This window comes from Parasediminibacterium sp. HNIBRBA5674 (assembly GCF_056745525.1).
Genome location: NZ_JBQWIE010000020.1, coordinates 15393 through 39873, shown reverse-complemented (window position 1 = coordinate 39873; position 24481 = coordinate 15393). Strand labels below are relative to the sequence as shown.

General features: G+C 37.4%; 18 protein-coding genes. 8 read left to right on the top strand and 10 right to left on the bottom strand.

Translation table 11 applies throughout. The features are described 5' to 3' along the window. Positions 1-33: 33 nt before the first annotated feature. From ACT9TX_RS11085 to ACT9TX_RS11075, 3 genes are read right to left on the bottom strand one after another with little or no spacing between them, the layout of a single operon-like run. Positions 34-1380, bottom strand: coding sequence for a polysaccharide deacetylase family protein (locus ACT9TX_RS11085; protein WP_481338357.1), 1347 nt, complete (start codon positions 1378-1380; stop codon positions 34-36). Beyond that, on the bottom strand, positions 1380-1931 hold the full coding sequence (locus ACT9TX_RS11080; RefSeq protein ID WP_481338356.1) for a Uma2 family endonuclease: 552 nt from the start codon (positions 1929-1931) through the stop codon (positions 1380-1382). The genes ACT9TX_RS11085 and ACT9TX_RS11080 overlap by 1 nt, the downstream gene beginning before the upstream one ends. Before the next feature lie 36 nt (positions 1932-1967). Continuing rightward, positions 1968-3350: a LutB/LldF family L-lactate oxidation iron-sulfur protein gene (locus ACT9TX_RS11075; RefSeq protein ID WP_481338355.1), complete on the bottom strand. Its 1383-nt coding sequence runs from the start codon at positions 3348-3350 to the stop codon at positions 1968-1970. Positions 3351-3605: 255 nt separating this feature from the next. On the opposite strand from ACT9TX_RS11075, the gene rlmN reads away from it, so the two are divergent. Further along, positions 3606-4646 (top strand): dual-specificity RNA methyltransferase RlmN, encoded by a 1041-nt coding sequence (rlmN, locus tag ACT9TX_RS11070; RefSeq protein ID WP_481338354.1) that lies wholly within the window; start codon positions 3606-3608, stop codon positions 4644-4646. 101 nt (positions 4647-4747) lie between these two features. Here the strand turns inward: rlmN and ACT9TX_RS11065 are convergent, their stop codons facing one another. Together ACT9TX_RS11065 and ACT9TX_RS11060 are read right to left on the bottom strand one after the other, a co-directional pair. After that, complete coding sequence (locus ACT9TX_RS11065; RefSeq protein WP_481338353.1) at positions 4748-6181, bottom strand: RagB/SusD family nutrient uptake outer membrane protein; 1434 nt, start codon at positions 6179-6181, stop codon at positions 4748-4750. Between the two features lie 28 nt (positions 6182-6209). Continuing rightward, on the bottom strand, positions 6210-9236 hold the full coding sequence (locus ACT9TX_RS11060; RefSeq protein ID WP_481338352.1) for a SusC/RagA family TonB-linked outer membrane protein: 3027 nt from the start codon (positions 9234-9236) through the stop codon (positions 6210-6212). A gap of 330 nt (positions 9237-9566) precedes the next feature. Here ACT9TX_RS11060 and ACT9TX_RS11055 point away from each other — a divergent pair, with 330 nt between their 5' ends. From ACT9TX_RS11055 to ACT9TX_RS11030, 6 genes are all read left to right on the top strand, one after another. After that, positions 9567-10451, top strand: a complete 885-nt coding sequence (locus ACT9TX_RS11055; RefSeq protein WP_481338351.1) for a bifunctional 5,10-methylenetetrahydrofolate dehydrogenase/5,10-methenyltetrahydrofolate cyclohydrolase — start codon at positions 9567-9569, stop codon at positions 10449-10451. Positions 10452-10681: 230 nt separating this feature from the next. Next, on the top strand, positions 10682-11353 hold the full coding sequence (locus ACT9TX_RS11050; RefSeq protein WP_481338350.1) for a 7-carboxy-7-deazaguanine synthase QueE: 672 nt from the start codon (positions 10682-10684) through the stop codon (positions 11351-11353). A gap of 112 nt (positions 11354-11465) precedes the next feature. After that, positions 11466-13376, top strand: a complete 1911-nt coding sequence (locus tag ACT9TX_RS11045; protein WP_481338349.1) for an OmpA family protein — start codon at positions 11466-11468, stop codon at positions 13374-13376. A 166-nt stretch (positions 13377-13542) separates the two neighbouring features. Then, positions 13543-14640: a DNA-processing protein DprA gene (gene dprA / locus ACT9TX_RS11040; RefSeq protein WP_481338348.1), complete on the top strand. Its 1098-nt coding sequence runs from the start codon at positions 13543-13545 to the stop codon at positions 14638-14640. A gap of 96 nt (positions 14641-14736) precedes the next feature. Further along, on the top strand, positions 14737-16236 hold the full coding sequence (gene guaB / locus ACT9TX_RS11035; RefSeq protein WP_481338347.1) for an IMP dehydrogenase: 1500 nt from the start codon (positions 14737-14739) through the stop codon (positions 16234-16236). A gap of 165 nt (positions 16237-16401) precedes the next feature. Then, positions 16402-17019 (top strand): ABC transporter ATP-binding protein, encoded by a 618-nt coding sequence (locus ACT9TX_RS11030; protein ID WP_481338346.1) that lies wholly within the window; start codon positions 16402-16404, stop codon positions 17017-17019. Positions 17020-17021: 2 nt separating this feature from the next. On the opposite strand, the gene ACT9TX_RS11025 is transcribed toward ACT9TX_RS11030, so the two are convergent. The 5 genes from ACT9TX_RS11025 to tsaE all read right to left on the bottom strand — a co-directional run bounded on the left by ACT9TX_RS11025 (position 17022) and on the right by tsaE (position 22063). After that, a complete protein-coding gene (locus tag ACT9TX_RS11025) occupies positions 17022-17612 on the bottom strand; it encodes a Uma2 family endonuclease (RefSeq protein WP_481338345.1) in 591 nt (196 codons plus the stop codon). 89 nt (positions 17613-17701) lie between these two features. Then, positions 17702-18949, bottom strand: a complete 1248-nt coding sequence (locus ACT9TX_RS11020; protein ID WP_481338344.1) for an NAD(P)/FAD-dependent oxidoreductase — start codon at positions 18947-18949, stop codon at positions 17702-17704. Positions 18950-18989: 40 nt separating this feature from the next. Beyond that, positions 18990-20243 carry an NAD(P)/FAD-dependent oxidoreductase gene (locus ACT9TX_RS11015; RefSeq protein ID WP_481338343.1) on the bottom strand — a complete coding sequence of 418 codons (1254 nt, stop codon included), beginning with the start codon at positions 20241-20243 and terminating at the stop codon, positions 18990-18992. A 120-nt stretch (positions 20244-20363) separates the two neighbouring features. Then, positions 20364-21578, bottom strand: coding sequence for an alanine dehydrogenase (locus ACT9TX_RS11010; RefSeq protein ID WP_481338342.1), 1215 nt, complete (start codon positions 21576-21578; stop codon positions 20364-20366). 74 nt (positions 21579-21652) lie between these two features. Further along, the gene (gene tsaE, locus ACT9TX_RS11005) at positions 21653-22063 is read right to left on the bottom strand and encodes a tRNA (adenosine(37)-N6)-threonylcarbamoyltransferase complex ATPase subunit type 1 TsaE (RefSeq protein WP_481338341.1); all 411 of its coding nucleotides are present in this window, start codon (positions 22061-22063) and stop codon (positions 21653-21655) included. A 276-nt stretch (positions 22064-22339) separates the two neighbouring features. Between tsaE and ACT9TX_RS11000 the strand changes: the two genes are divergently transcribed. Next, positions 22340-24460, top strand: coding sequence for a heavy metal translocating P-type ATPase (locus ACT9TX_RS11000; RefSeq protein ID WP_481338340.1), 2121 nt, complete (start codon positions 22340-22342; stop codon positions 24458-24460). Positions 24461-24481: the final 21 nt, after the last annotated feature.

Here is a 24481-nt window from a genome sequence, read left to right as displayed (position 1 = left end):
CCAAAATATCATAGTAAATCAAGGGTCATCAATTTAATCAGCGGTTTCAAGAAACCTTTCATACATCCTACGCCAAGGTAGCCATTGTGGTTGCTCGGTTAAAAAGCTATTATGCAAAATAATATTGCAATTCCCGCCTACTTGCTTTACTACGTTGTAATAATCTTGCAGCTCTACCAAAGCTTCATCAGCTGATAATTGTTGCTCGAAATAACTGTTTGCATCCATCCAACAAAAAGGATGAACGAGCAAATTGGTTGCTTCATTTTGTTCTAAATCAAACCAATAAAATGGCGAAGCAACAGAAGCCCTAAAGCCATTGATGCTGCCATAACCCATTGAGTAATCGTCTGTAATGCCAATTTTTATAAGCTTTCTGTAAGTTTCAGGCAGAGACAAGCGAATATAATGTTGCCTGCTTTTAGTGCAATTCGCTTGTGTGATGTGTTCAAGTGCTTGCTTCTCTTGTATTAATAGTGCATCGCTATCACCACTTTGCCAAGATGGATGAATACCAACTGTGTACTTGCTATGTTGTTGCTTAATTAGCTGCTGCATACCTTTAGTTCTTGGCGATACATTTTTATCGTAAACACCTCGTTTTGTTGCTAATAGAAAAAAGTAAATCGGTTGTAGATGATGCTTTTGATGCAGGTCTTCTAGCCAATCATACGTATCAAAAGGGTCTTTTGCTGTGCCGCTATATACAGTTGCTCTTTCAATTACTTTTTCAAAATCGCCACGCATTAAATCTTTAAAAAAGCCACCTATATTTTTAAAAATTGGTTGGTACTGATGTGCATAAGCGATATCAATATCGTAAGTTGGGGTAAAGGTGAATGGTGCGTGATTATTAATCGATAATCGAATATCGTCAGTCGCTAGTACTCCTAAATTTTCTAGCGATTGTGGATTATCGATTAACGTTCTTCTTTTAAAATCATTTAACCAAATATTTACCAAAGGCAGGTTTAAAAACTGATGCTGATAAGCTAACGAATTGGTGTGGGCATATCTACCATAACTATCTTTATCATAGGGCAAATATTCTTCATATCGAGTAATTAGATAAAATATGGCCGACAACACATCAAAGCCATGACTATCATTTTGCGAAGCGAAAAAACACATTTGTGCTCTGCAAGTAGCTACCTCAATATCAATCAGTTCAATACTATTCTGAAACAACAAACCTTGTGGCTGTATGTGATAGGTTTTACTACAAACAGCCTCATTACTATAACTAATTTTAACACCATTAGCTTGCGTAAACAGTTCTTTATCAGTAGTTATAGTAATGGCTTCGCCAATAATACTTTGTATAAAATTGGTGGTATATTCTAAACGAGGTGAAGTTTGTTCTGTATAAAGTAGCAGCACTATTCTGGTTTGTAAATATCCTTTAGCGTAAAGCTGGTATTTAATTGCGGTAGATTTACAACATCAGCCTCTTTGCTGTAAGTTTCAGTCATCCATTCACCTTCTGCATTTTTAAAGTAAAAAATTACTACTTGCTGCTCAGGTTCTACACACAAATAATAGTGTAAGCTTGGTATTTGTTTGTATTGAATAAATTTATCGGTAAGGTCATATGTACGTGTGCTTTCAGATAATACTTCGACCAATAAAATAGGTTCTTCACTATAGTATTTATGAGGGTTCGGATTACAAACCATCACATCAGGATAAAAGAAATTACCTGATGGATTTTTCACTTTTACGGCTTCAATAAAAAATCTGTAATTACCCCCTTTTAAAAGTGTTTTAAGTAAAAGAAATACTTGAACAGTTATTTCATTATGTTCTATAGATACCCCACTCATAGCAATTAAGTTTCCATTCACTAATTCATTTCTTAGTTCGCATTTTTCTTCAAACAAGAAATATTCTTCCTCGCTAGCAAATGTTTTTTGAATGATATTTAGTTTCATGACTAAAAACTTGTAGTTAAAAGTACAAAATACCTATCAATTTTTAGGGTTCATTTTTTCTTGCCACATTTGGTTAAATGTTTTCGGGCTAAAGTCAAGATTACTTCTATGAGTTGTCCAGCCTTTAAACACCTTATTTACCACCCAATTTTTCAATACACCACTACCTTGGTTCATCATCTTACGGTTAAGGCTAGCCGTTTTCCAAACCTTCCATGCTATACGTTCTGCAATGCCACTATTACCTTCTACCACTGCCTCATGCCTATTTTCAAGTAATAGCTCATGCAGGTTGATTCTCACCGGACAAACCTCGGTACAATTACCACAAAGTGACGATGCATTACTTAAGTGTTTGTAGTCTGTCATGCCACGTAAGTGCGGCGTAATGACGCTACCAATCGGGCCACTGTAAGTGGTTTCATAAGCATGACCACCAATGTTTTTATATACAGGGCAAGCGTTTAAACAAGCACCACAACGTATACAATACAATGCCTCTCTAGCTTTGGTATTTTGTAGCAGATTGGTTCTACCGTTATCAAGCAATATCACATACATTTCTTCAGGGCCATCTACTTCATTAGCTTGTTTTGGTCCGGTAACAATGGTATTGTACACAGTTACCTTTTGCCCAGTACCAAATGTTGATAGCAGCGGCCAAAACATTGCCAAATCTGTCATTGACGGAATCACTTTTTCTATACCCACAATCACAATATGCGTTTTAGGCATGCTGCAACTTAGCCTTGCATTACCTTCATTTTCAGTAATTGCAATACCGCCAATATCTGCCACAATAAAGTTGGCGCCAGTTACACCTACTTCTGCTTGTATGTATTTTTCTCTCAGCTTTTGCCTTGCTACCAGCGTTAGTTCTGTTGGCGACAAATGACTTGGTGTACCCAATTTTTCAGCAAAAAGCTTAGCCACATCTTCTTTACTTTTATGCATGGCAGGTGTTACAATGTGGTAAGGTGGCTCACCATCAAGCTGTTGTATATACTCACCTAAATCAGTTTCTACGCTATCAATGCCTTTACTTTCTAGGTAAGCATTCAGGTGAATTTCTTCGGTCACCATGCTTTTACTTTTCACCAAAGTTTTACAGTTTTTTTCTTCACAAATTTCACCAATTTGGTTAAGTGCTTGCTCAGCTGTTTCAGCCCACAACACTTTGGCGCCACGTGCAGTAATCTGTTTTTCAAACAGTTCTAGGTAAGCATCTAAATTTTCGATGGCCCGCCATTTTGTGTTTTTGGCATGTTCACGTACACTCATCACATTGGCAAATTGCTGCTTGCCTTGCGGCACTACCGCATTGTATCTACCTATATTAAAATTAATCTTTCTTCTATGCTCAATATCAGCAGCTTTAATAGTGCTTTTTGCTATAAACGATGAGGCTGTTTTAGTCATATTTTTTTATTTGGTCACCAGTACCGATAGCTATCGGGATTATACAATAATCTAGCTTCGTTGCAAGTTAATGTTGAGTTTACGAAGCACCTACTTGTACGTTTAGATACGTTGCGCAACTTTTACCGAAGCGAATTTACTAATTGTACTATCAATACAATTGTAAAAGTGCGTTTGTTACAATTATTAAAGCTATTTAGCAAATCAATCATGCTAATCAACTGAACCATTTAATCAGCTGTGTATCTTTGTTGCATGTCAGCATCACAAAATATTCGTCATCTATCATTATCAGAGTTAGAAAATTATTTTACAACTATCGGTCAGCCCAAGTTTCGTGTTAAGCAAGTACACGAATGGCTTTGGCAAAAACATGCCCATAGTTTCGACGATATGACCAATTTAAGTAAAGACTTGCGTAACAAGTTAGCGTCAGAATTTACTTTGCCAGCCCTTCAAGTAGAAACCGTTCAAAACAGTGAAGATGGTACTATTAAAAGCCGCTTTAAAACCAGCGATAACCATTTAATTGAAGGTGTTTTAATACCAACAGAAGCTCGTAAAACAGCTTGCGTATCATCACAAATTGGTTGTAGCTTAAGCTGTAAGTTCTGTGCTACAGGTTACATGGAAAGACGTCGTAATCTTAACTATGATGAGATTTATGATCAGGTAGTTTTAATCAATCAACAAAGTGAAGCTGCTTACCAAAAGAAGCTATCTAACATTGTATTTATGGGCATGGGCGAGCCATTGCTTAACTATAAAAACGTACTAAAAGCTATTGAACGCATTAGCGCAGAAGATGGTTTAGGCATGAGTCCAAAACGTATTACAGTATCTACAGCAGGTGTGGCTAAGCAAATTAAACAGCTTGGTGACGATAAAGTAAAGTTTAAATTAGCGTTGTCTCTACACGCAGCCAATGACAAGAAACGCAATGAAATTATGCCTATCAATGAGAGCAATAATATCAGCGTATTGATTGAAGCTTTAAACCACTTTTACAAGCAAACAGGTAACGAGATTACGTTTGAGTACATCTTGTTTCAAAACTTCAACGATAGCCAGAAAGATGCAGAAGAACTAATAAAAATCTACCGTCAAGTACCAGCAGATTTGGTAAATATCATTGAATACAACCCAATAGATGCCTTCAAATTTCACAAACCAGACGAAGACGCAGTAGACGCATTTATGAGTATTCTAGAGAAAAACAGGGTAAATGCAAGACTAAGACGCAGCCGTGGTAAAGATATTGATGCAGCATGCGGGCAACTAGCTAATAAGGGATAGACGGAAACAAAGTTCATTTGAAGAAACCCAATTTATTGTAAACAAAGAAGGTCAGTTCGAAATAAACTGACCTTCTTTGTTTACAATACAGTTACACAAAATTAATAGCCAGGATTTTGAGTAAGGTTTTTGTTAAAATTTACTTCTAAGGTAGGATAGGGTAACTGGAATCTATGACTTCCAACGCCTGTAATAGGCAAATTCAAAAACAAATATGTGACACCAGTGCCATCGGCTCTATCGCCTTTTGTTCCATCTCTTACCACAGGAAGATTAAGTCTTTTTAAATCCCAGAATCTATCGCCTTCAAAAGCTAACTCAAGTCTTCTTTCACGTAATATTTCATCTAGCAAAGACGAGCCTGTTAGGGTAACATTTACAAAACCTGTATATCTATTCATCTTTAACAGGTTCAAATCCGCTAGAGCAGCTGTTTGATTACCACTTCTGTAATAAGCTTCAGCTCTATTTAACAAAACTTCAGCAGTTCTTAGAGCCTTGCCGTCAACTACACCTGCTGGTTGTCCCGCCCGACCATTATATTTGATAATATGATTTTGCTGTACACCATTGAAAGCTGAAGTCTGTATATATGATGAAGTTCTCACATCATTAGATAAATACTGTTGTTTCAAATTAAAATCAACAACATACTCAGACCTTATACCACTAGTCCCTACAACTTGATAGTAATTCACACCTGGGGTGTTAACATTGTCTAACGAAGTATTTAATACCTTAAATAGTACACCCGCGTTACTTGCGTCCGTCCATACTGAAGGGAATGTTGCTATATTTGGTAAATTTGGAGTACTAGTCAACGCATTATTTGACTCTGATATGCAGTTCGCCCAGTTACCTTGGTATAAATATACTCTAGATAATAAACCAGAAACCGCCGCTTTGTTTAACCTTCCTACCCCGTTAGAAGTAGCTATTAATGGTAACGCATCCGTCAAATCCTTAATAACTTTTGTATAAAAGTTTGCTACTGGTTCTTTTCGAGGGAGGATAGTTACGTCTGTTGTAGTAACGTACGGCATAACAGAGTCGGTTATATTAGCATTCAAAAACGTTTTACCATATACCCTACTCATATCAAAATACACCATTGCTCTTAATGCTAATGCTTCACCTTTCGCGTTATCTTTAAATCCACCAGCGGGAAACTTATCTATATTTTCTAAAATAGCATTAGCTCGTCTAGTGATAGTATAGCCACCTGTAAACAGACCATATGTATTATCGCCGTTATAAAGCCATTCGCTAAATGTTCTCAAAGTTCCTCTGCCAGCTTGACTAATAATAACATTATCTGCTAATGCATCGGCTATTATATTCCAAGTGCCACTAACATAGTATGAGCCGCTCGTTCTTAATCCTGCATACATCCCACCTAAGGCTAAGCTCACATCAGTTTCTGTATTAAAAGCATTTTCAACAGGTAGTTGATTTGACGGTGCTAGATCTAATTCAGATTTTCTACATGAGATTATCAGAGCTAGTAAAGCAATAGTTAAAAATATATTTTTCATTTTAAATTATTTAAATATCCTTAAATGGTTAGAATCTAATATCAAGTCCTAGTGTAATTAATCTAGACGGTGGGTATCCATATAAATTAAATTCACCAGGTTGAGTAAATGTAGTTGTACCTTGTTCTCTGCTTGGGAAACCAACTTCAGGTATGCCATTAAACTTAGTGTTGATCCAAAGATTGCTACCTTGAACAAAGAATCTTAAGCCTTTCATTTTTATCTTACTTAAAATTTGAGAAGATACATTATAACCAAGAACTAGATCTCTCAGAGAAATATAATCTCCTTTTTCTAAAAACTTATCGTGTTGATTATTAACCCTCTGTGTAGGGTCAGCTAAATTTGGAAACTCGGCTATTTCACCCACTTTAGTCCATGTGTTAGCAGCAGCGGTATACATATTAACATTTGGGGCTGCACGAGCTACAGTAGCATTAGCATAAACATTATTGTATATATAATTTCCGCCTGAATAATAAAACTGAATAGATAAATCAAACTCTTTGTACCTAACAGATGTAGAAACACCTCCAAAATAAGTAGCTAAAGGAGATTTCCCAGACAATAAGACTGCGTCGCTAGCACTGTAAGTTTCAGTCAAAGTTCCATCTTGCTTGATAAACTGGTTTCTACCGTTTAATGGATTTACACCAGCATGCCTAACCATAAAAAATGTATTTAAAGATTCGCCTACCTTGAATCTAGTACTATTTGAAATGATATTATCACTAACTAGAGAGAGTACGCTATTTTGGGTATTAGTATAATTAACAGTAACATTCCATGTTAAGTCTTTGGTTCTAATGATATCACTGCCCAAGGTAACCTCCACACCTTTATTTCGTATTGAACCCACGTTACTTGAAACGCTAGAAAAACCAGAAGTCAACGATATATTTCGTGGGAATAATAAATCATCAGTGGTTCTATTAAAGTAATCAATACTACCAAATATTCTTCTTTTATAAAATGAAAATTCAACACCAAGATCAAAGTTTTTATTTTTTTCCCAAGTTAGATCTGGATTAGGCAAATTGGCTGGGATTGCAGTTGGCAAATTATTGTATCTTGTTCCAAAGCTATACGTACCTAAAGAAGTATAAAATCCCGCTGGAACATTGCCAGACGTACCTATGGAAGCTTTAAATCTTAATTCATCCAAGAATGTCAATCTTTCTAAAACTTTCTCTCGGGTTAAATTCCAAGATGCACCTACTGCCCAAAAGTCAGAGAACAAATTGTTTTTTCCGAAGCGAGAAGAACCATCTCGCCTTCCACTAACAGTTATATAATATTTTTTATTATAATCATAAGTAGCATTCGCAAAGTATGAGATTATTGCGAAATCTTGTTTTGATGTTGAAGTTGTTTGAGGAGTACCTGCATTTTCAATAGTAGTTAATGAAACAGTTGGTAAGTTTCTACCTTCTAATGTATAAAAGTATGTGGAGTTTTTCGTAAACTCTTGACCAGCTAAAATATTAAAATTATGCTTACTTGCAAAGGTTTTTTGATAAGTAAGTGTATTAGTAGACACATATTGGAAATCTTGATTTCCTGCATCAGTTTTTGAGTTGTAACCTAGAATTGCAGCTAAATTAGAGCCAGGCTGCAAATAACTTTCTGACTTCAAAGTGTTGTAATTTAAAGCTAACAAGGTTTTAAACTTAAAATTCTTCAACATAGTCGCTTCACCAAATATAGTTGCGAAGCCAGAAATTCTATCTTGTACAAAAGGATTATTGTCAGCACCTTCAATTGGTGAGAATCCCTGCATGGTCAAGTTGATAGTCCCATTAGGCAATCGAAGTGGCTCATATGGGTTGGAAAGGTAAACACCAGCCCAAGGATTTTGTGCATTAAACACTTCTCTATTCTGATATTCCTTTGTAACTGCGACCGATAAATTAACACCAGTTTTGAACCAATCCAACGCAGCATATTCTACATTTAATCTTCCGCCAGTTCTATCTCTAAAAGATTTATATAACAAGCCGTCCTCTTTGAGTCTGTTAATGGAGAAAAAGTATCTTATTTTATCCGAAGTACCTGATAAAGATAATTCATGTTGCTCAGAGCCAGCCTTTTGATTTAAGTATTCATTTGTCCAATCACCTACACCTCTACTTGCGGACAAATCCCACAATGCTTGACGCTGATCGGCTGTAATGTTTAACAATGTTGCATTTGAAGGCAACACTGTTCCGATTCTGTTTGATATCATAGAATCTAAAATAGGATTGGTGTAACCAAGTGCAAATTCATACTGCTGTTTCTGTTGCGCATTCATTAGCTGTACATTATTCAGTGGCTGTAATTTAGTAAAGCCCCTTTGATAAAGGTATCTTAATTCAGGCTTTCCAGATTTACCCTTTTTTGTTGTTACAACTAGTACACCGTTACCAGCTCTTGAACCGTATATAGAAGACGCTGCAGCATCTTTTAAAACTGTTAAGTCTTCGATATCATTAGGATTAATTAAACTATATGCTTGGGAATTAACTGCAATTCCATCTACAATAATTAACGGTTCGCTTGACGCATTTATTGAACCGGTTCCCCTTATTCGAATGTAGCCATTTTGTCCAGGGCGTCCACTTTGTCCAACAACTTGAACACCAGCTGCTTTACCTTGCAACAATTGCGTAAAATTGGCAATTGGCTTTTCAGCAACTTCTTTTCCCCCAACAGTTGCTATTGCACCAACAAAGTCTTTTCTTTTGACTGTTTGGTAGCCCGTAACTACTACCTCGTCCAAGCTAGCTGTACTAGATTGTAATAATATTGATAGTTGGGAATTTTTAGTGCTAACTTCCTGGTTAGCAAAACCTACCGATGAAACCACCAATGTCTTAGCTGTGTTTGGCACCGAAATACTAAAACTACCGTCAGCATTAGTTGTTACACCTTTCGTAGTTCCTTTCACTACCACAGATGCATTTGCAACTGGTGCACCTTTCTCGTCAGTTACCTTACCAGTAACTGTCTTGTTTTGAGCCATGGCAAATGTTGTAAACACTACCATAACCAAAAGCGTCAGAAATTTTCTCATTTAAACTTGATTTTTGGTTAAAAAACTTGTTATGTTATCAATGTGTTATTTAGTTCTTAACAAAAAGTTAAGAATGTCAAATATAGAAGGTTAAGACAAACATTGTTAACAAAATGTTGCAAACGGTTTAGTAAATTAATGTTACAACACAAATTATTTTAGATAAAATTCATCTTTATGGCAATAAATAAGGAATTCATTTAGTCAGAATGACGTTTTCTACAACATTTTCAAAAAAAACATCAATAAAAATAAATTCTATAAAATACATAGAGATTATTACAAATCATTCATCAAGGCAAATTAATCCGCTTTAAATATCTTCGCCCCATGAAAATTTTAGATGGCAAACTAGCCGCAGCCTCAGTAAAAGCGCTTTTAAAAGCAGAAGTTGATATATTATTACAAAACAATCAGCGTAAGCCACACCTAGCAGCCATTTTAATAGGTAATAATGGCGCTAGCGAGACTTACGTGGCTAGCAAAGTAAAAAACTGCGAAGAAGTCGGTTTTGAATCTTCATTAATCCGTTTTGACAGCAATACTACTGAGGAACAATTACTATCTAAAATTGCCGAATTAAATAACGATACCAAGGTTGATGGCATTTTGGTACAACTACCTTTACCTAAACATATCAGCGAAGCAAAAGTCATAGAAGCCATTAGCCCTACAAAAGATGTGGATGGTTTTCATCCAATTAGTGTGGGTAAACTAGTACAAGGCTTGCAAACCTTTATTCCCGCTACACCTTATGGCATTATGTTAATGCTCGAACATTTTAACATTGAAACAAAAGGCAAACACGCCGTGGTTATTGGCCGCAGTAATATTGTGGGCCGCCCAATGAGCATTTTACTTAGCAGCAACCACCCACAAGGCAACAGTACGGTTACGTTGTGCCACAGCCACACACCTAATTTGCAAGAAATTTGCCTTCAGGCAGATATTATTGTTGCAGCCCTTGGCAAGCCAGGTTTTGTAAAAGCCGATATGGTAAAAGATGGCGCCGTAATTATAGATGTAGGCATTACTCGTGTTGAAGATGCTACAGCCAAAAAAGGTTTTCGCATTAAAGGCGATGTAGAATTCGATGAAGTGGCACCAAAATCTTCTGCCATTACACCCGTACCTGGTGGTGTAGGTCTTATGACTATTGCAGGTTTGCTAAAAAATACGTTACAAGCTTACAAATCAAACAACAACATTAATTAGACGCATTTTACTCATGTCACAGTTCAATTCGTCTAATTCGTGTATAAAGAATTTATGTAACCAGCTTTGGTACTACTATTGAACGTCTGTTGCGTCGCACTCTTGTACGTTCTATTCTTCATGCAGCAATGTGTAACTTCGCAACTTCCATTGACCATTGACCATTGACCATTGACCATTGACCATTGACCATTGACCATTGACTTTTCACATTTTCACTTTTCACATAAATGTCCGAACTACTCACTTCTCACAACTCACTACTCACTTTGCCTGTAATGGAAAGCTTCTACACCATTCAAGGTGAGGGTTTCTATCAAGGTAGTGCTGCTTATTTTATACGCTTAGGTGGCTGCGATGTTGGTTGCGTTTGGTGCGATGTAAAAGACAGTTGGGACGCTTCTAAACATCCTCAATTAAGTATCAATACAATTGTAGAAACAGCAGTTGCAGAGGTCAATAATCAATCAAATTCAAACTCCAAACTTCAAACTATAAACTCAGTTTTAGCTGTTGTTACAGGTGGCGAACCGCTCATGCACAATCTAGATGCATTAACAGAGGCTTTGCATCAAAAAGGCTTTCGCACCAATATAGAAACCTCAGGTTCTTCACCTTTAAGTGGTACTTGGGATTGGATTTGCCTCTCACCTAAAAAATTAAAAGCCCCATTACCAGAAGTTGTGCCATTTGCCAATGAATTAAAAGTAGTCATCTTTAATAAACACGATTTTGCTTGGGCAGAAGAATATGCAGCACAAGTATCGCCTTCTTGCAAATTATACTTGCAACCAGAATGGGATAAAGCAGCTTCAGTAACACCTTTAATAATAGACTACATAAAAGCTAACCCTAAATGGGAATTAAGTTTGCAATTGCACAAATACATTAACGTACCATAAGGCCCATTTCTGATTTGGGATTTATGATTCTTAATTCGTTCAAATTTGTGTTATTACATTTTTAACTCCCTCAACTCATCACTTTTCCCGAAATTGCTGCTTTTACACGTCTATGAAGCATCTCATCATTATCGCAGCAATATTGTTTTCTTATACAAGTTTTTCGCAAACTTATAACCCTGATAAGGTTAATAAAAAAGCGATTCCTATTTACCAAAAAGCTATAGAACACCTTTGCTACGGTGAGTATAAAGAGGCTATTACCGCTCTTGAAAAGTGCATCAATATTGACAAAAACTATGTAGATGCTTACTTATCACTAGCAGGCGCTTATGGCGAATTAAAAAACTACAAGGCAGCTATTGCCAATTACGAAATTGCCAAAGACAAAGACAGTAATTATTGTAAAATTTATAGCCTACCCTACTCTATTAATCTTGCAGGTGAAGGTAGATTTGAAGAGGCGCTAGCGGCAGTAAATCACTTTGCCACCTTACCAAATCTTGGCGAAAGAACACAGAAGAGTATTAAATACAGAAGAGACAGTTACACATTTGCCATTAACTATCAACAAAAACATCCTGATAAAAACTATGTTTTCAATCCCATCAATTTAGGCGATAGCATTAATAGCGAACGCTCAGAATATTTCCCTTCATTAACGGTAAACGACAGCCTGCTTGTATTTACTCGTAGAGAAGGTGGTGGTGAATATTTTTACAAAGCAAATATTACGAATCCTAACGCTTTACCTAAGGCTGAAAAAATTGCTGGTGACATTAACGACGAGCCATTTAAAGGCGCTATCAGTGTTTCTGCCGATGGTGAATGGATGATTTTTGCAGGCAATATTGGCAATAATTCTCACGATAATTTCGACCTATACATTTGCTACGCCACACCTACTGGTTGGAGCGAACCGCAAAATCTTGGCACCAATATCAACACGGGTTATTGGGAAAGCGCACCTAGTTTAAGCCCAGATAAACGTGTGTTATATTTTAGCAGTAATCGTCCGGGTGGCTATGGTGGTGCAGACTTATATGTAAGCTATAGAGACGAGAAAGGCAAATGGAGCAAAGCCATTAATATGGGGCCAGATGTGAATACTTTAGGCGACGAAACTGCACCGTATATTCATGCAGATAACCAAACATTGTACTTTACATCTAGCGGCTTGCAAGGCTATGGCGGCACTGATATTTTTGTAATGCGCAAAGGTTTTGCAGGTGCTTGGAGCCTTCCAGAAAATTTGGGTTATCCTATTAACACAATAGAAAATGAGGGTAGCCTTGCAGTAGCACCAAATGGCGTAAATGCCTACTATGCAAGCGATAGAAGCGACACACGTGGTGGTTTAGATTTGTACAAATTTGACTTACGAGAAGATGTACAACCTTATAAAACTTTGTACATAAAAGGTTTTGTGTACGATAAAAATACCAGCAAAGGCTTGCCAAGTAATGTAGAATTAATAGACAACAATACTGGTAAAACCTTAATGAATGTTCAAACCGATGAAACAGGATTTTACTTTGTAACGCTGCCAGTAAAGAAGGATTACACATTTGCTGTAAACAGAAAAGGCTATTTATATTTTAGCAAACTGTACGAGCTTTCTAGCAAAATAGCAGATAGCATTTACAAAGAAGACATTTACCTACAACCAATAGAACTGAATAAAATTACCACACTCAAAAACATTCAGTTTGAAACCAATTCTTACCAACTGAAAGACGTAAGCAAGGTAGAACTTGATAAGTTATTACAACTGCTCACAGACAATCCTACTATTAAAATTGAAGTGGATGGCCACACAGATAATGTAGGTAAAGCTGAAGACAATTTGAAATTGTCAACCAATAGAGCAAAAGCGGTTATTGATTATTTAGTAGAAAAAGGTATTCCCGCACAACGCTTACAGTACAAGGGTTTTGGCGCAGCCAAGCCAATTGCAGACAATGCTACAGAAGCCGGCAGAAGCACTAACAGGCGAACAGAATTTACAGTAATTGGGATGTAACCGCTGATTACTTTGATTTAAATGATTACCATGATGTAACCTAACTGAATAATGCACTTATCTATGTTGCTATGCGACGTCCATTTTACTTGAAAATGACTTTACTGTTAAACTTTTTTGTAACGAAGCAAAATGATATATTAAGTTATATTACCTTCATCACATTATGACGAATGATGTTTTACACCAAATAGCTTTAACACAGGTTACAGGTATTGGTGCAGTGCAGGCAAAACAATTAATAGACCACTTTGGTGATGCAACTTCTATTTTCAAAGCTTCGAAAAAAGTATTAAGCAGCGTTGAAGGTATCGGCGAAATAAGGGCAAAAGCCATTAAAGACTTTGACGATTTTAAATCAGCCGAAGAAGAAATCAAGTTCTGCCATAAACACCATATTAGCCCACTGTTTTTAAAAGATATTGATTATCCACAACGCTTACTACACTGCTACGATGCACCTACAGTTTTATATTACCGTGGCAACGCCAATTTAAACAACACCAAAATCGTCAGTATTATTGGCACAAGAAGTAATAGTGATTATGGCAAGCAAATAACTGAACAAATAATAGAAGCCTTACAACCCTTAAATGTGTTAATTGTAAGCGGCCTAGCGTTTGGTATAGATGCTATTGCACACAAAGCAGCAGTACAAAACAGCTTACCAACAGTGGGCGTTTTAGCGCATGGCTTAGATACTATTTATCCCGCACAACATAAATCATTGGCCAAAGACATGCTTTTAAACGGCGGGTTGCTTACCGAATTTCCCAAAAGTACAAAGCCCGATAAACACAATTTTCCTCGCAGAAATCGTATAGTAGCAGGTATGGCAGATTGTACTATTGTTGTTGAAACACAAGCCAAAGGCGGCAGCATGATAACCGCAGAATTGGCCTACAATTACAACAGAGATGTTTTTGCAGTACCAGGAAAAATTACCGATGCCAAAAGTAGCGGTTGCCTAAAACTCATTCAACAAAACAAAGCGGCCATTTTTACCGATGTAGATAATTTAATAGACACCATGGGTTGGGAAACAAAAGCTTCTAAACCCAAAAAACAACGTGAATTATTCGTGGCACTATCACAAGATGAACAAACAATTGTAAACATTCTCACAGCAAAAGAAATAGTAGGTATAGATGACATTTACCTACAATCTGGTTTAAGCAGTAGTTCTGTAGCAGCAGCCATGTTGGGTTTAGAATTGCAAGGATTAATCCTTTGTCTGCCTGGTAAAATGTATAAATTGTCATAAACAAGAAACTGCGTAAATCTGTAAAATCTGCGAGACGAATTTCATCCAACCAAAAACTTCATTTGCCACATATTCGCTGCGCTTTTATCTTTGCCTATGGCAACAATAAAATCTCCCGCAAAAAGCAATAGCAGTTCTCGCTTATTTGGTGTTGGTTTAACTTTCGATGATGTTTTGCTTATGCCTGCTTACAGTCAGGTATTACCTCGTGAAGTCAATATCCAATCGCAGCTTACCAAAGACATTTTGTTAAACGTACCTATGCTGTCAGCAGCTATGGACACAGTTACTGAAGCTAATTTAGCCATCGCATTGGCACGTGAAGGCGGCTTGGGCATTTTGCACAAAAACATGTCTATAGAAAAACAAGCCGAGCAAGTACGCAAGGTAAAACGTAGTGAAAGTGGTATGATTATAGACCCAATTACTCTACGTGAAACTGCAACTGTTGCCGATGCCTTGAAGTTAATGAGAGAAAATCGCATTGGCGGTATTCCTATTGTTGATGCCAATCAAAAATTAGTGGGTATTCTTACCAATCGTGACCTACGTTTTGAAACTGCCAACCGCAGTAAAAAAATTAAGGATGTAATGACAAAAGACAACCTTATTACTGCACCTGAAGGCACCGATTTAAGAAAAGCAGAGAAGATTTTACAACAATATAAAATTGAAAAATTACCAGTTGTAACCAAACAAGGTATTTTGGTAGGCTTAATTACTTACCGAGATATTTTGCAACTAAGCAATAACCCAAATGCGGTTAAAGACGGCTTTGGTAGATTATTGGTTGGTGCAGCTTTAGGCATTACCAAAGATTTAATGGACAGAGCAGCGGCACTTCAAGCTGTTGGTGTAGATGTGGTAACTTTAGATAGTGCTCACGGCCATAGTAAAGGCGTAATTGATGCCTTAAAAGCATTGAGAAAAAACTTTAAAAAACTACAAATTATTGCAGGCAATATTGGTACTGCCGAAGGTGCTTTAGCGCTTGCTGCTGCTGGTGCAGATTGCGTTAAAGTAGGTATTGGTCCAGGCTCTATTTGTACCACTCGTATTGTAGCTGGTGCAGGCGTGCCGCAGCTTACAGCCATTATGGAAGCCTCAAATGCACTAAAAGGCAAGAACATTCCAGTGATTGCAGATGGTGGTATTCGTTACACTGGCGACATGGTAAAAGCCCTTGCTGCTGGCGCCAATGTGGTAATGATGGGTAGTGTATTTGCAGGTGTAGAAGAAAGCCCTGGCGAAACCATTATCTATGAAGCTCGTAAGTACAAAGAGTACCGTGGTATGGGCAGCTTAGGCGCTATGAGCCAAGGTAGTGGTGACCGTTATTTTCAGGATGTTGAAGACGATGTAAAGAAATTTGTACCAGAAGGTATTGAAGGTAGAATTGCTTACAAAGGCCCACTTAGCGAAGTCGTTTATCAATATGTGGGCGGCTTACGTGCAGGTATGGGTTATTGCGGTGCTAAAGATATCAAGGCTTTACAACAAGCCACTTTTGTACAAATTACCAATGCAGGTATGCGTGAAAGCCATGCACACGATGTAGATATTACCAAAGAAGCACCAAACTATAGCAGAAAATAATTGGGTATTTTTTTGTTGACCAGCTACAGTTTTTCAATTGAACATCGTTGCGTCGCACACTTGTACGTTTAGATACTTTATTCAGCTTTTTTATGTCATGTTGAGGAACGAAACATCTGCCAGCCAACGGTTAGATTCTTCGTTCCTCAGAATGACAAAAACAATATGCAAATACAACTTACAAATACTGGCAAGCGTTACAATCGGGATTGGATTTTCCGACAAAGTACTTATACCTTTAGTGCAGGTAATTCTTACGCCATTATTGGCCCAAATGGTAGTGGTAAAAGCACTTTGCTACAAACCATTGCAGGTGCCATTAACCCAAGTGAAGGTTCTGTAGATTTTACTGTTGATGGTAGACCGTTGACAGTCGATAATTTCTATAAACATATCGCTTTAGTAGCACCCTATTTAGAAGTAATAGAGGAAATGACAGCTACAGAATTTCTACAATTTCATGCGGCTTTTAAACCATTATTACCAAGCATCACCATCGCTGAAATTATTGCCATCATTGGCTTAGAGAAAAACGCCAACAAGCAAATTCGTTATTACAGTAGCGGTATGAAACAGCGCATCAAACTAGCGCAAGCCATTTTCTCAGATACCAACGTACTACTTCTTGACGAGCCTTGCACCAACCTAGATGTTACAGGTTACAATCTCTACAACAAACTCATCAGCACCTATTGCGCTCACAAACTCATCATCGTTAGCAGCAACGATATTCAAGAATATGGTTTTTGCAAGGAGCAAATTTCAATTGCAGATTACAAGTAGAATTAGTCTGCTATTTCACCACCAAACGCAATCCCTTCGTACACATCTTTTAAAGCTAACTGACAATCAATATCAGCAAAGTCAACCACATCTTGCATCTCTTCAAACAAGTTGTAGGTAAATAGGGCATTACTATTTTGTCTGCTAAACACCTCTATCATTGGCTGTTCTTGCGATACTAACAGATAGTAACGCAGCGATTTTATTTTTCGGTAAATGTGAAACTTTTTAGAGCGGTCAGCAGTTTCGGTACTAGGCGATAATACTTCTACAATTATCAATGGGTTACGAACAAAATATGGGTCTTCTTTATCCGCAACGTCACAACTCACCACCACATCAGGATACATATAAACATTATCGCTCTCTATAGCCACTTTTATCCCCTCTTGAAATACGTCGTAGTCTTTAGGTTTAAATCTATTTTTAAGAAAACTAGCAATATTAAATGCGATGTTACTATGCACTTTACTTCCTCCCGCCATAGCAGTCACGTCGCCATTGTAAAATTCAAAGCGTTCTTGGCTTTCTGCTTCTAAAGCCACATATTCTTGGTAAGAGTAGTGTTGCGAGATATTTGTAGCTGCGTTCATAACAATCAATTGATGAGGCTGATAGACAATGTATTTGCCTGATAAAGTTGCAAATAAATTGGCAAATTATTTATAAAATTGCTACAAACCTATCTTATAAACTTCCAATAAAACATAGGATTAAGCAAATGCGCTGTAATGGTTTTTGTATTTAGCAATAGCCCTAATTGCGCTTCTGCATTTTTACGCGTAGTAATAAAGTTTAGCCATTTCAATATCAGTTTAGGAAAAAAGCGATTGCCCATTACAGGCGCCATTAGTCGGCTTAGTTTTAAGCTATCATCTATCTTTTTATACACCTTATTGTCGTATTGTTTTAGCATAGCTGCGCTAAAATCATTTTGTGCTAAAGCAATAGCAGCTTGCTCTGCAGCAATTTTACCACTAATCATGGCTTGCGGTATGCCATTACCAGAAATTAAATCTATCAAGCCGCCAGCGTCACCTGCAAGCATATAGCCTTCACCAGAAATAGGGCGCTTTTTAGTACCTAATTGCATACCGCAGCCTTCTAATTTCCCCACCTGTTCAGCATTTTTAAAACGTTCTTTTAAAATAGGATGCGAATTAACAGCATCCCAAAATAGTTGGTTTAAATTAAGGTGCTGTTTTTTTACTATATCGCTGCGCATCACAATATTTACATTGGCCAAGCCATTGTTAAACGGCCCTATATACAAGCCACCCGGCATCAATTTTTCCATAAAAAACATCTCACCATAATCTGGTAAAGTGCTATTGGTTACATTGGTAAAATACCCACGAATACCCAATGCATTGTGCTTGTCTTCTCTTTCAAGATTGCCTACTGTAAACGGTAAAGAGGCTGAAGAACCTGTTGCAATTATCAAAAGCTTGGTTCTGATTATAGGCTCTTTTTTGGCATCTAATAGTAACCATTCTTTGGTGTTCTCATCTTTTTGCCAGTTAGAAATGGCTGTGTTTGGCAAATAATCAATCATACCTGTCGCCATAATTTTTTCATGCAACACATTATCAAATTCAATACGAGGCATGGCAATGCAAGTAGGCAGATGTTCTATATTTTTCAATTTTACAAAAGGAATATTGAGCGATTTTCCATTTGGTGTATGTATCAATGTGCCTTTAATGGCTTGGTATTTATTGGCAAAATCTGACTGCAACACCAATTCAGGATCAATCTCATGTAATATGCGTACGGCTTGACCACCCACAATATCTGCGCAGGCCTTTACCCTAGGATGTTCACCCTTATCTACCAGCAATGCTTTGATGCCCTTTTTTGCTAAAAAAAGGCTCGCAACTTGCCCTGCTGGCCCTGCACCAATGATTGTAATTGCCGAATATTTTACCATACAAAAACCTTTAAATGAATTGCTAGCAAAAGCCTTGCAGCTAGGTTAACATTTTCCAATAAAACATTGGATTGATCAATTTAGTTGCTACATTTTTAGTGTACAACAAGCTACTTAATTGCGCCTGTGCACCTTTACGTGTAGCAATAAAATTAAGCGCATTGGTAGCTCTGTTAAGTATAAAATCATTACCCATAAAAGGCGATAATAATTTACCCAACTTCAAATCTTTATTTATTTTATTGTACACGTTTGCATCATACTCTTTTAAACTCGCTGCGCTAAAATCATTACTAGCTATGGCTTTAGCTGCTTGCAATGCTGCAAATTTACCGCTAATCATTGCCTGAGGAATACCATTGCCAGACATCAAATCTATCAAACCACCAGCATCACCTGCCAGCATATAACCATCACCAGAAATGGGTCTTGTTTTCGTACCTAAATGCAATGCACCACCTTCTAGTTTACCTATTTGTTCTGCGTTTTTAAAACGCTCTTTCAAGGTAGGGTGCAATTCTATTGCTTCCCAAAACAACTGTTTTAAATCTACATGATTGCGCTTTGCTACATCGCTACGCATCACCACATTTACATTGGCTACACCATTGTTAAACGGCGCAATGTAAAAGCCACCCGGCATCATTTTTCTGTGTAAAAACAATTCTGCATGATTGGGATAATCTGCATTGCCAATATTTTTAAAATAACCACGTACACCTATTGCAAAATGCTTGTCTTCTTTTGATAAATTACCTACTGTATAAGCCAAAGATGCAGATGAACCTGTCGCAATAATTAATAATTTGGTTTGTACGATGACTTGCTTATGTGCATTAAAAAGTTTCCATTCACTAGTTACGGTATCTTTTTCCCAGCCTGTAATAGCAGTGTTATCAAGTGTTTCTATTAATGGGCTTGCTATTATTTTCTCATGAAGCCAGTTGTCAAAGTCTGCCCTAGGCATCGCTATGCATGTGGGTAAATGTTCTAATCTATTTAATGGCAGAAAAGCAATGTCTAGTTGGCTACCATTTGGTGTGTGTAGCAACGTACCGTTTATGCGTAAATATTTGTCTGTAAATGATTTGTCCAAAGGTAGGTTTTCATCAAGTTCATGTAACACACGTATGGCTTGGCCTGTAACCACATCCGCACAAGGCTTAGACCTTGGATGTGCACCTTTATCTATTAATAATGAAGCGACACCTTGTTTTGCCAAAAAAAGCGCTGCCATTTGCCCTGCAGGACCTGCACCAACAATGGTTACAACTGATTTTTTGGCTGTGCTCATAATTTCTAAAGCGGTTCAATAACCTCAATTAACGTTTATCTAATGCACTAAGTTTAGCATTTGTTCAAAATAATACCAATTGTTGCAAACAAACGTTATTCGTTGAATACTTTCAAGTATTTATCGTCGGCTTGCTATTAACAAATTCAAGTCGGTGTATTTAAGGTCAAACTTTTGGCTGATGTAGAAATCTGTCAATGCGCCTTTGAACAAATAAATACCTTCTCGTAAATTAATATTGTGCCATATCATTTCATCCAAACCGCCGTTATCACTAATATCAAGCATTAAAGGCATCAATACATTACTAATGGCTTGGCTTGCGGTACGTGCAAAACCACTGGGAATATTTGGTACACAATAATGTATCACATCGTGTTTAACAAATACTGGGTTTTCGTGACTAGTTAATTCACTTGTTTCAAAACAACCGCCTCTATCTATGGCTACATCTAAAATAATGCTGCCTGGTCGCATGGCTGCTACCATTTCTTCTGTTACTACTATTGGCGCTCTACCACTTTCGTTGCTTAATGCACCAATAGCTACTTCACAAGTTTTTAATTGTTTGGATAAAATGCGTGGCTCTAAAACGCTCGTCCATACACGATGGCCTAAATTATCTTGCAACTGTTTTAAACGATACACATTATTGTCAAATACTTTTACACTAGCACCAAGAGCCAAGGCATTTCTAGTAGCTGTTTCACCCACAATACCTGCGCCTACAACTACTACTTTGGTTGGTGGTATACCACTGATGCTACCAAGCAATACACCTTTACCTTTATTAAAACTACTTAAATATTGGCCAGCAATTAGCATTAATGCACTACCTGCTATTTCGCTCATGCTGCGTACTATTGGGTAAGTACCGCTATCATCTTTTAAGTTTTCGAAACTGATGGCAGTAATTTTTTTCTCCATCATTTTCTCTATAATACAAGCTTTTAAAGCTGAGTGATGAATGGGCGAAATGATGGTTTGATTCATTTGCAGCAAGCCCATATCTTCTTCTACAACTGGTGCGCTTTTTATAAGCGACTGTGCTTTGTACACTTCTGCTTTATCGTACACAATTTTAGCACCGGCCTCACTGTATTCTTTGTCTTTATAATGGCTGGCTAGCCCCGCATTGCTTTCTAGCATTACATGGTGGCCATTACTTACCAATACACCTACCGCTTCAGGTGTAAGCGCAATACGGTTTTCCTGAAAGGCAAACTCTTTTGGTATACCAATATCTAGTTTAGCCCCTTGCGGTTTTACATCTAAAGTTTCTTCTAAAGTTTCGTAACTAAACGATGTAGAAATGTACGGTTTGGTGGTAGCCATTGATAATAATAAATTATATAAGTGTGAGCAAGTTACTATTGAAATTTGATTAATGCACCATGCATGATAATAATTTAATGAATCGCCATTTGTCTAGTAGCTGCATCTAGCAATTCTATGGTAATGTTTACCACGTCATCAGGCAATAAATCGGGGGCTTTTTCAGGCCATTCTACTAGGCATAAATCGCCTTGTTGTAAGGCATCTTCTACACCTGCATTAATGGCTTCTTCTTCACTTTTTAGTCGATACCAATCCATGTGATAAATAATGGCAAAACGAGGACTTGTGTACTCATTAATAATGGCAAATGTGGGGCTGCTAACCACATCGGTTACTTGCAGCACATCGCACAAGGCATGTATAAAAGTGGTTTTACCTGCACCCATAGGTGCGTAAAAAGCCCATACTTTTTTGTGGCCAAATTGGGCTAATACTTGGCTTGCAACATCATGAATTTGTGAAATATTGTACACTAGAATCATGTGGCGAAGATACAATGTAGCCGAAAAGATAATAGTGTAAAACGCATTGATTTTCGATAACTGATAAATGTCATAGTGCTTACAGCTAACGCTTGGTAATATTGGGTAAATTTGTAGCACTTATTGTTATTGTCATTCTGAGGAACGAAGAATCTAACCGTTGGCTGGCAGATGCTTCCTTCGTCAGCATGACAAATAATGAACAGAACGTACAAGTGTGCGATGCAACAGACGATGATAAGAATGGCTACAGCTGGTAACATAAAATAAAAAATTATGGAAAAGATATTGTGGAAGGTTGAAGGAATGACTTGCAGCAATTGCGCTTTAAGTGTAAGTAAAGTGCTGCAAAAACAAGGTATGCAGCAAGTGCAGGTAAATGCGATTACTGGCGATGTAAGCTTTGAAACTGTAGACGCAGAAAACTCGCTTACTACGGCTAAGAAAAACATTAACGAGCTTGGTTATCATGTGGTTGATGATAGCGTAGAAGTTACTGAAACTAAAAAGCCATTTTTAGGCACTTACTTGCAAAAGTTTTGGTTTACGCTGCCCTTTACTTTGGTGTTGATGATAGGTCATTGGGCCATGTATTTTCATGTTCATTTTTTACACAACGCTTGGTTGCAAATGGCTATCTGCTTACCTGTATTTATTGTAGGCATGAATTTCTTTGGACGCAGTGCTGTAAAGAGTTTGAGCAAAGGCATACCAAACATGAATGTGTTGATTGCACTGGGTTCATTAGCAGCTTTTGTGTATAGTTTAATAGGCACTATTACTGGTAATGAGAGCCAGATATTTTACGAAACGGCAGCTTCGATAATTACGTTGGTGTTTTTAGGTAATTGGATGGAAGACGCATCGGTAGCTCGTACACAAAAAACCATTAAAGAACTAACGAAGCAACATAAGGTAATGGCCAATATGATTGCCTATGATGATGCACATAACGAGAACATTTTCCCCATAGAAAATACATTTTTAAAAACAGGTGATTTGGTATTGATAAAGTCTGGTGAGCAAGTACCACAAGACTGTAAAATACTAAGCGGTGAGGCAGAAGTAAACGAAGCCATTATTACTGGCGAAAGTGTGCCTGTATTTAAAAAGCAAGGTGATATTTTAATAGGTGGTAGTGTACTATCTAACGGCAATGTAAAATGCTACGTAACTGCAACTGGTAAAGACACCGTGTTAAATGGTATTGTAGAATTGATGAAGCAAGCACAAGGGCAAAAGCCACCGATGCAATTATTGGCGGATAAAATAAGTGCCATTTTTGTACCAACGGTGGTAAGTATTGCGGTACTAACAATTGTGGTGAACTACTTCTTTTTGGATGTAAGTTTTGGCGATAGCTTGATGAGAAGTATTGCCGTATTGGTAATTAGTTGCCCTTGTGCTATGGGCATTGCAACGCCTGCTGCTATTGCGGTTGGGCTTGGTAGAGCTGCTAAAAATGGTATTCTTTATACCAAGACCGACAGCATGGAATTATTTGCACAGATTAAGCAAATTGTGTTTGACAAAACAGGTACATTGACTTCTGGACAATTTCAAATTTCAAATTTCAAATCAGACATTGAAGAAGCAGACTTTAAGAAACTCGTTTACTCTTTAGAGAAATTTTCTAACCACCCAATTGCTAAAAGTATTGCTGCTGCGTGGAAAACACAGGAAGTATTGAGGTGGCAAAAAATAGAAGAGATAAAAGGGCTTGGCATGAAAGCAAGCGACAAAGAAGGCAATACATATTGGATTGGTTCGGCCAAAATAGATGAACAAATAGTAGATACAAGCCACCATTTGTATGTAACAAAAAACAACACACTCATTGGCTGGATAGATATTGCAGATGAAGTAAGACCTGAAGCAAAAGCAGTTATCAATTACTTTAAAAGCAAAGGCATTACTACCATACTATTAAGTGGCGATAGCCAAGCTAAATGCGAACAAGTAGCTTGCCAACTTGGCATAGATAGAGTGATAGCAGAACAAACACCACAGCAAAAACTAGACATGATAGATGCATTGTGCAAAGCAGCACCAACGGTAATGGTAGGCGATGGCATTAACGATGCGCCTGCATTGGCAAAAGCCACTATTAGTGTGAGTTTGAGTGCTGCATCACAACTAGCTATACAAAGTGCATCGGTGGTATTAATGAACAATGGCTTACAAAAACTACCTGTTGCCATGCAACTTGGCAAGCATACGCACAACACTATTAAAGGCAATTTATTTTGGGCATTTTTCTATAACATTATTGCGATACCATTTGCAGCAATCGGCCTATTTACGCCCACTGTAGGGGCTTTATTAATGGGCTGCAGCGATGTAGTGCTAGCATTGAATAGCTTAAGGTTGAATTGGAAGAAAGTAACTACGATTTGAGATTTATAATTCGAAATTTAT

What these genes read in the sequence shown, in the direction of transcription:
- ACT9TX_RS11000 (WP_481338340.1), top strand. Translation starts at nt 22,340, where the DNA reads ATGGAAAAGATATTGTGGAAGGTTGAAGGAATGACTTGCAGCAATTGC.
- ACT9TX_RS11080 (WP_481338356.1), bottom strand. Translation starts at nt 1,931, where the DNA reads ATGAAACTAAATATCATTCAAAAAACATTTGCTAGCGAGGAAGAATAT.
- tsaE (WP_481338341.1), bottom strand. Translation starts at nt 22,063, where the DNA reads ATGATTCTAGTGTACAATATTTCACAAATTCATGATGTTGCAAGCCAA.
- ACT9TX_RS11045 (WP_481338349.1), top strand. Translation starts at nt 11,466, where the DNA reads ATGAAGCATCTCATCATTATCGCAGCAATATTGTTTTCTTATACAAGT.
- ACT9TX_RS11075 (WP_481338355.1), bottom strand. Translation starts at nt 3,350, where the DNA reads ATGACTAAAACAGCCTCATCGTTTATAGCAAAAAGCACTATTAAAGCT.
- ACT9TX_RS11020 (WP_481338344.1), bottom strand. Translation starts at nt 18,949, where the DNA reads ATGGTAAAATATTCGGCAATTACAATCATTGGTGCAGGGCCAGCAGGG.
- ACT9TX_RS11065 (WP_481338353.1), bottom strand. Translation starts at nt 6,181, where the DNA reads ATGAAAAATATATTTTTAACTATTGCTTTACTAGCTCTGATAATCTCA.
- ACT9TX_RS11050 (WP_481338350.1), top strand. Translation starts at nt 10,682, where the DNA reads ATGTCCGAACTACTCACTTCTCACAACTCACTACTCACTTTGCCTGTA.
- ACT9TX_RS11015 (WP_481338343.1), bottom strand. Translation starts at nt 20,243, where the DNA reads ATGAGCACAGCCAAAAAATCAGTTGTAACCATTGTTGGTGCAGGTCCT.
- ACT9TX_RS11025 (WP_481338345.1), bottom strand. Translation starts at nt 17,612, where the DNA reads ATGAACGCAGCTACAAATATCTCGCAACACTACTCTTACCAAGAATAT.
- ACT9TX_RS11030 (WP_481338346.1), top strand. Translation starts at nt 16,402, where the DNA reads ATGCAAATACAACTTACAAATACTGGCAAGCGTTACAATCGGGATTGG.
- ACT9TX_RS11055 (WP_481338351.1), top strand. Translation starts at nt 9,567, where the DNA reads ATGAAAATTTTAGATGGCAAACTAGCCGCAGCCTCAGTAAAAGCGCTT.
- guaB (WP_481338347.1), top strand. Translation starts at nt 14,737, where the DNA reads ATGGCAACAATAAAATCTCCCGCAAAAAGCAATAGCAGTTCTCGCTTA.
- ACT9TX_RS11060 (WP_481338352.1), bottom strand. Translation starts at nt 9,236, where the DNA reads ATGAGAAAATTTCTGACGCTTTTGGTTATGGTAGTGTTTACAACATTT.
- dprA (WP_481338348.1), top strand. Translation starts at nt 13,543, where the DNA reads ATGACGAATGATGTTTTACACCAAATAGCTTTAACACAGGTTACAGGT.
- ACT9TX_RS11010 (WP_481338342.1), bottom strand. Translation starts at nt 21,578, where the DNA reads ATGGCTACCACCAAACCGTACATTTCTACATCGTTTAGTTACGAAACT.
- rlmN (WP_481338354.1), top strand. Translation starts at nt 3,606, where the DNA reads ATGTCAGCATCACAAAATATTCGTCATCTATCATTATCAGAGTTAGAA.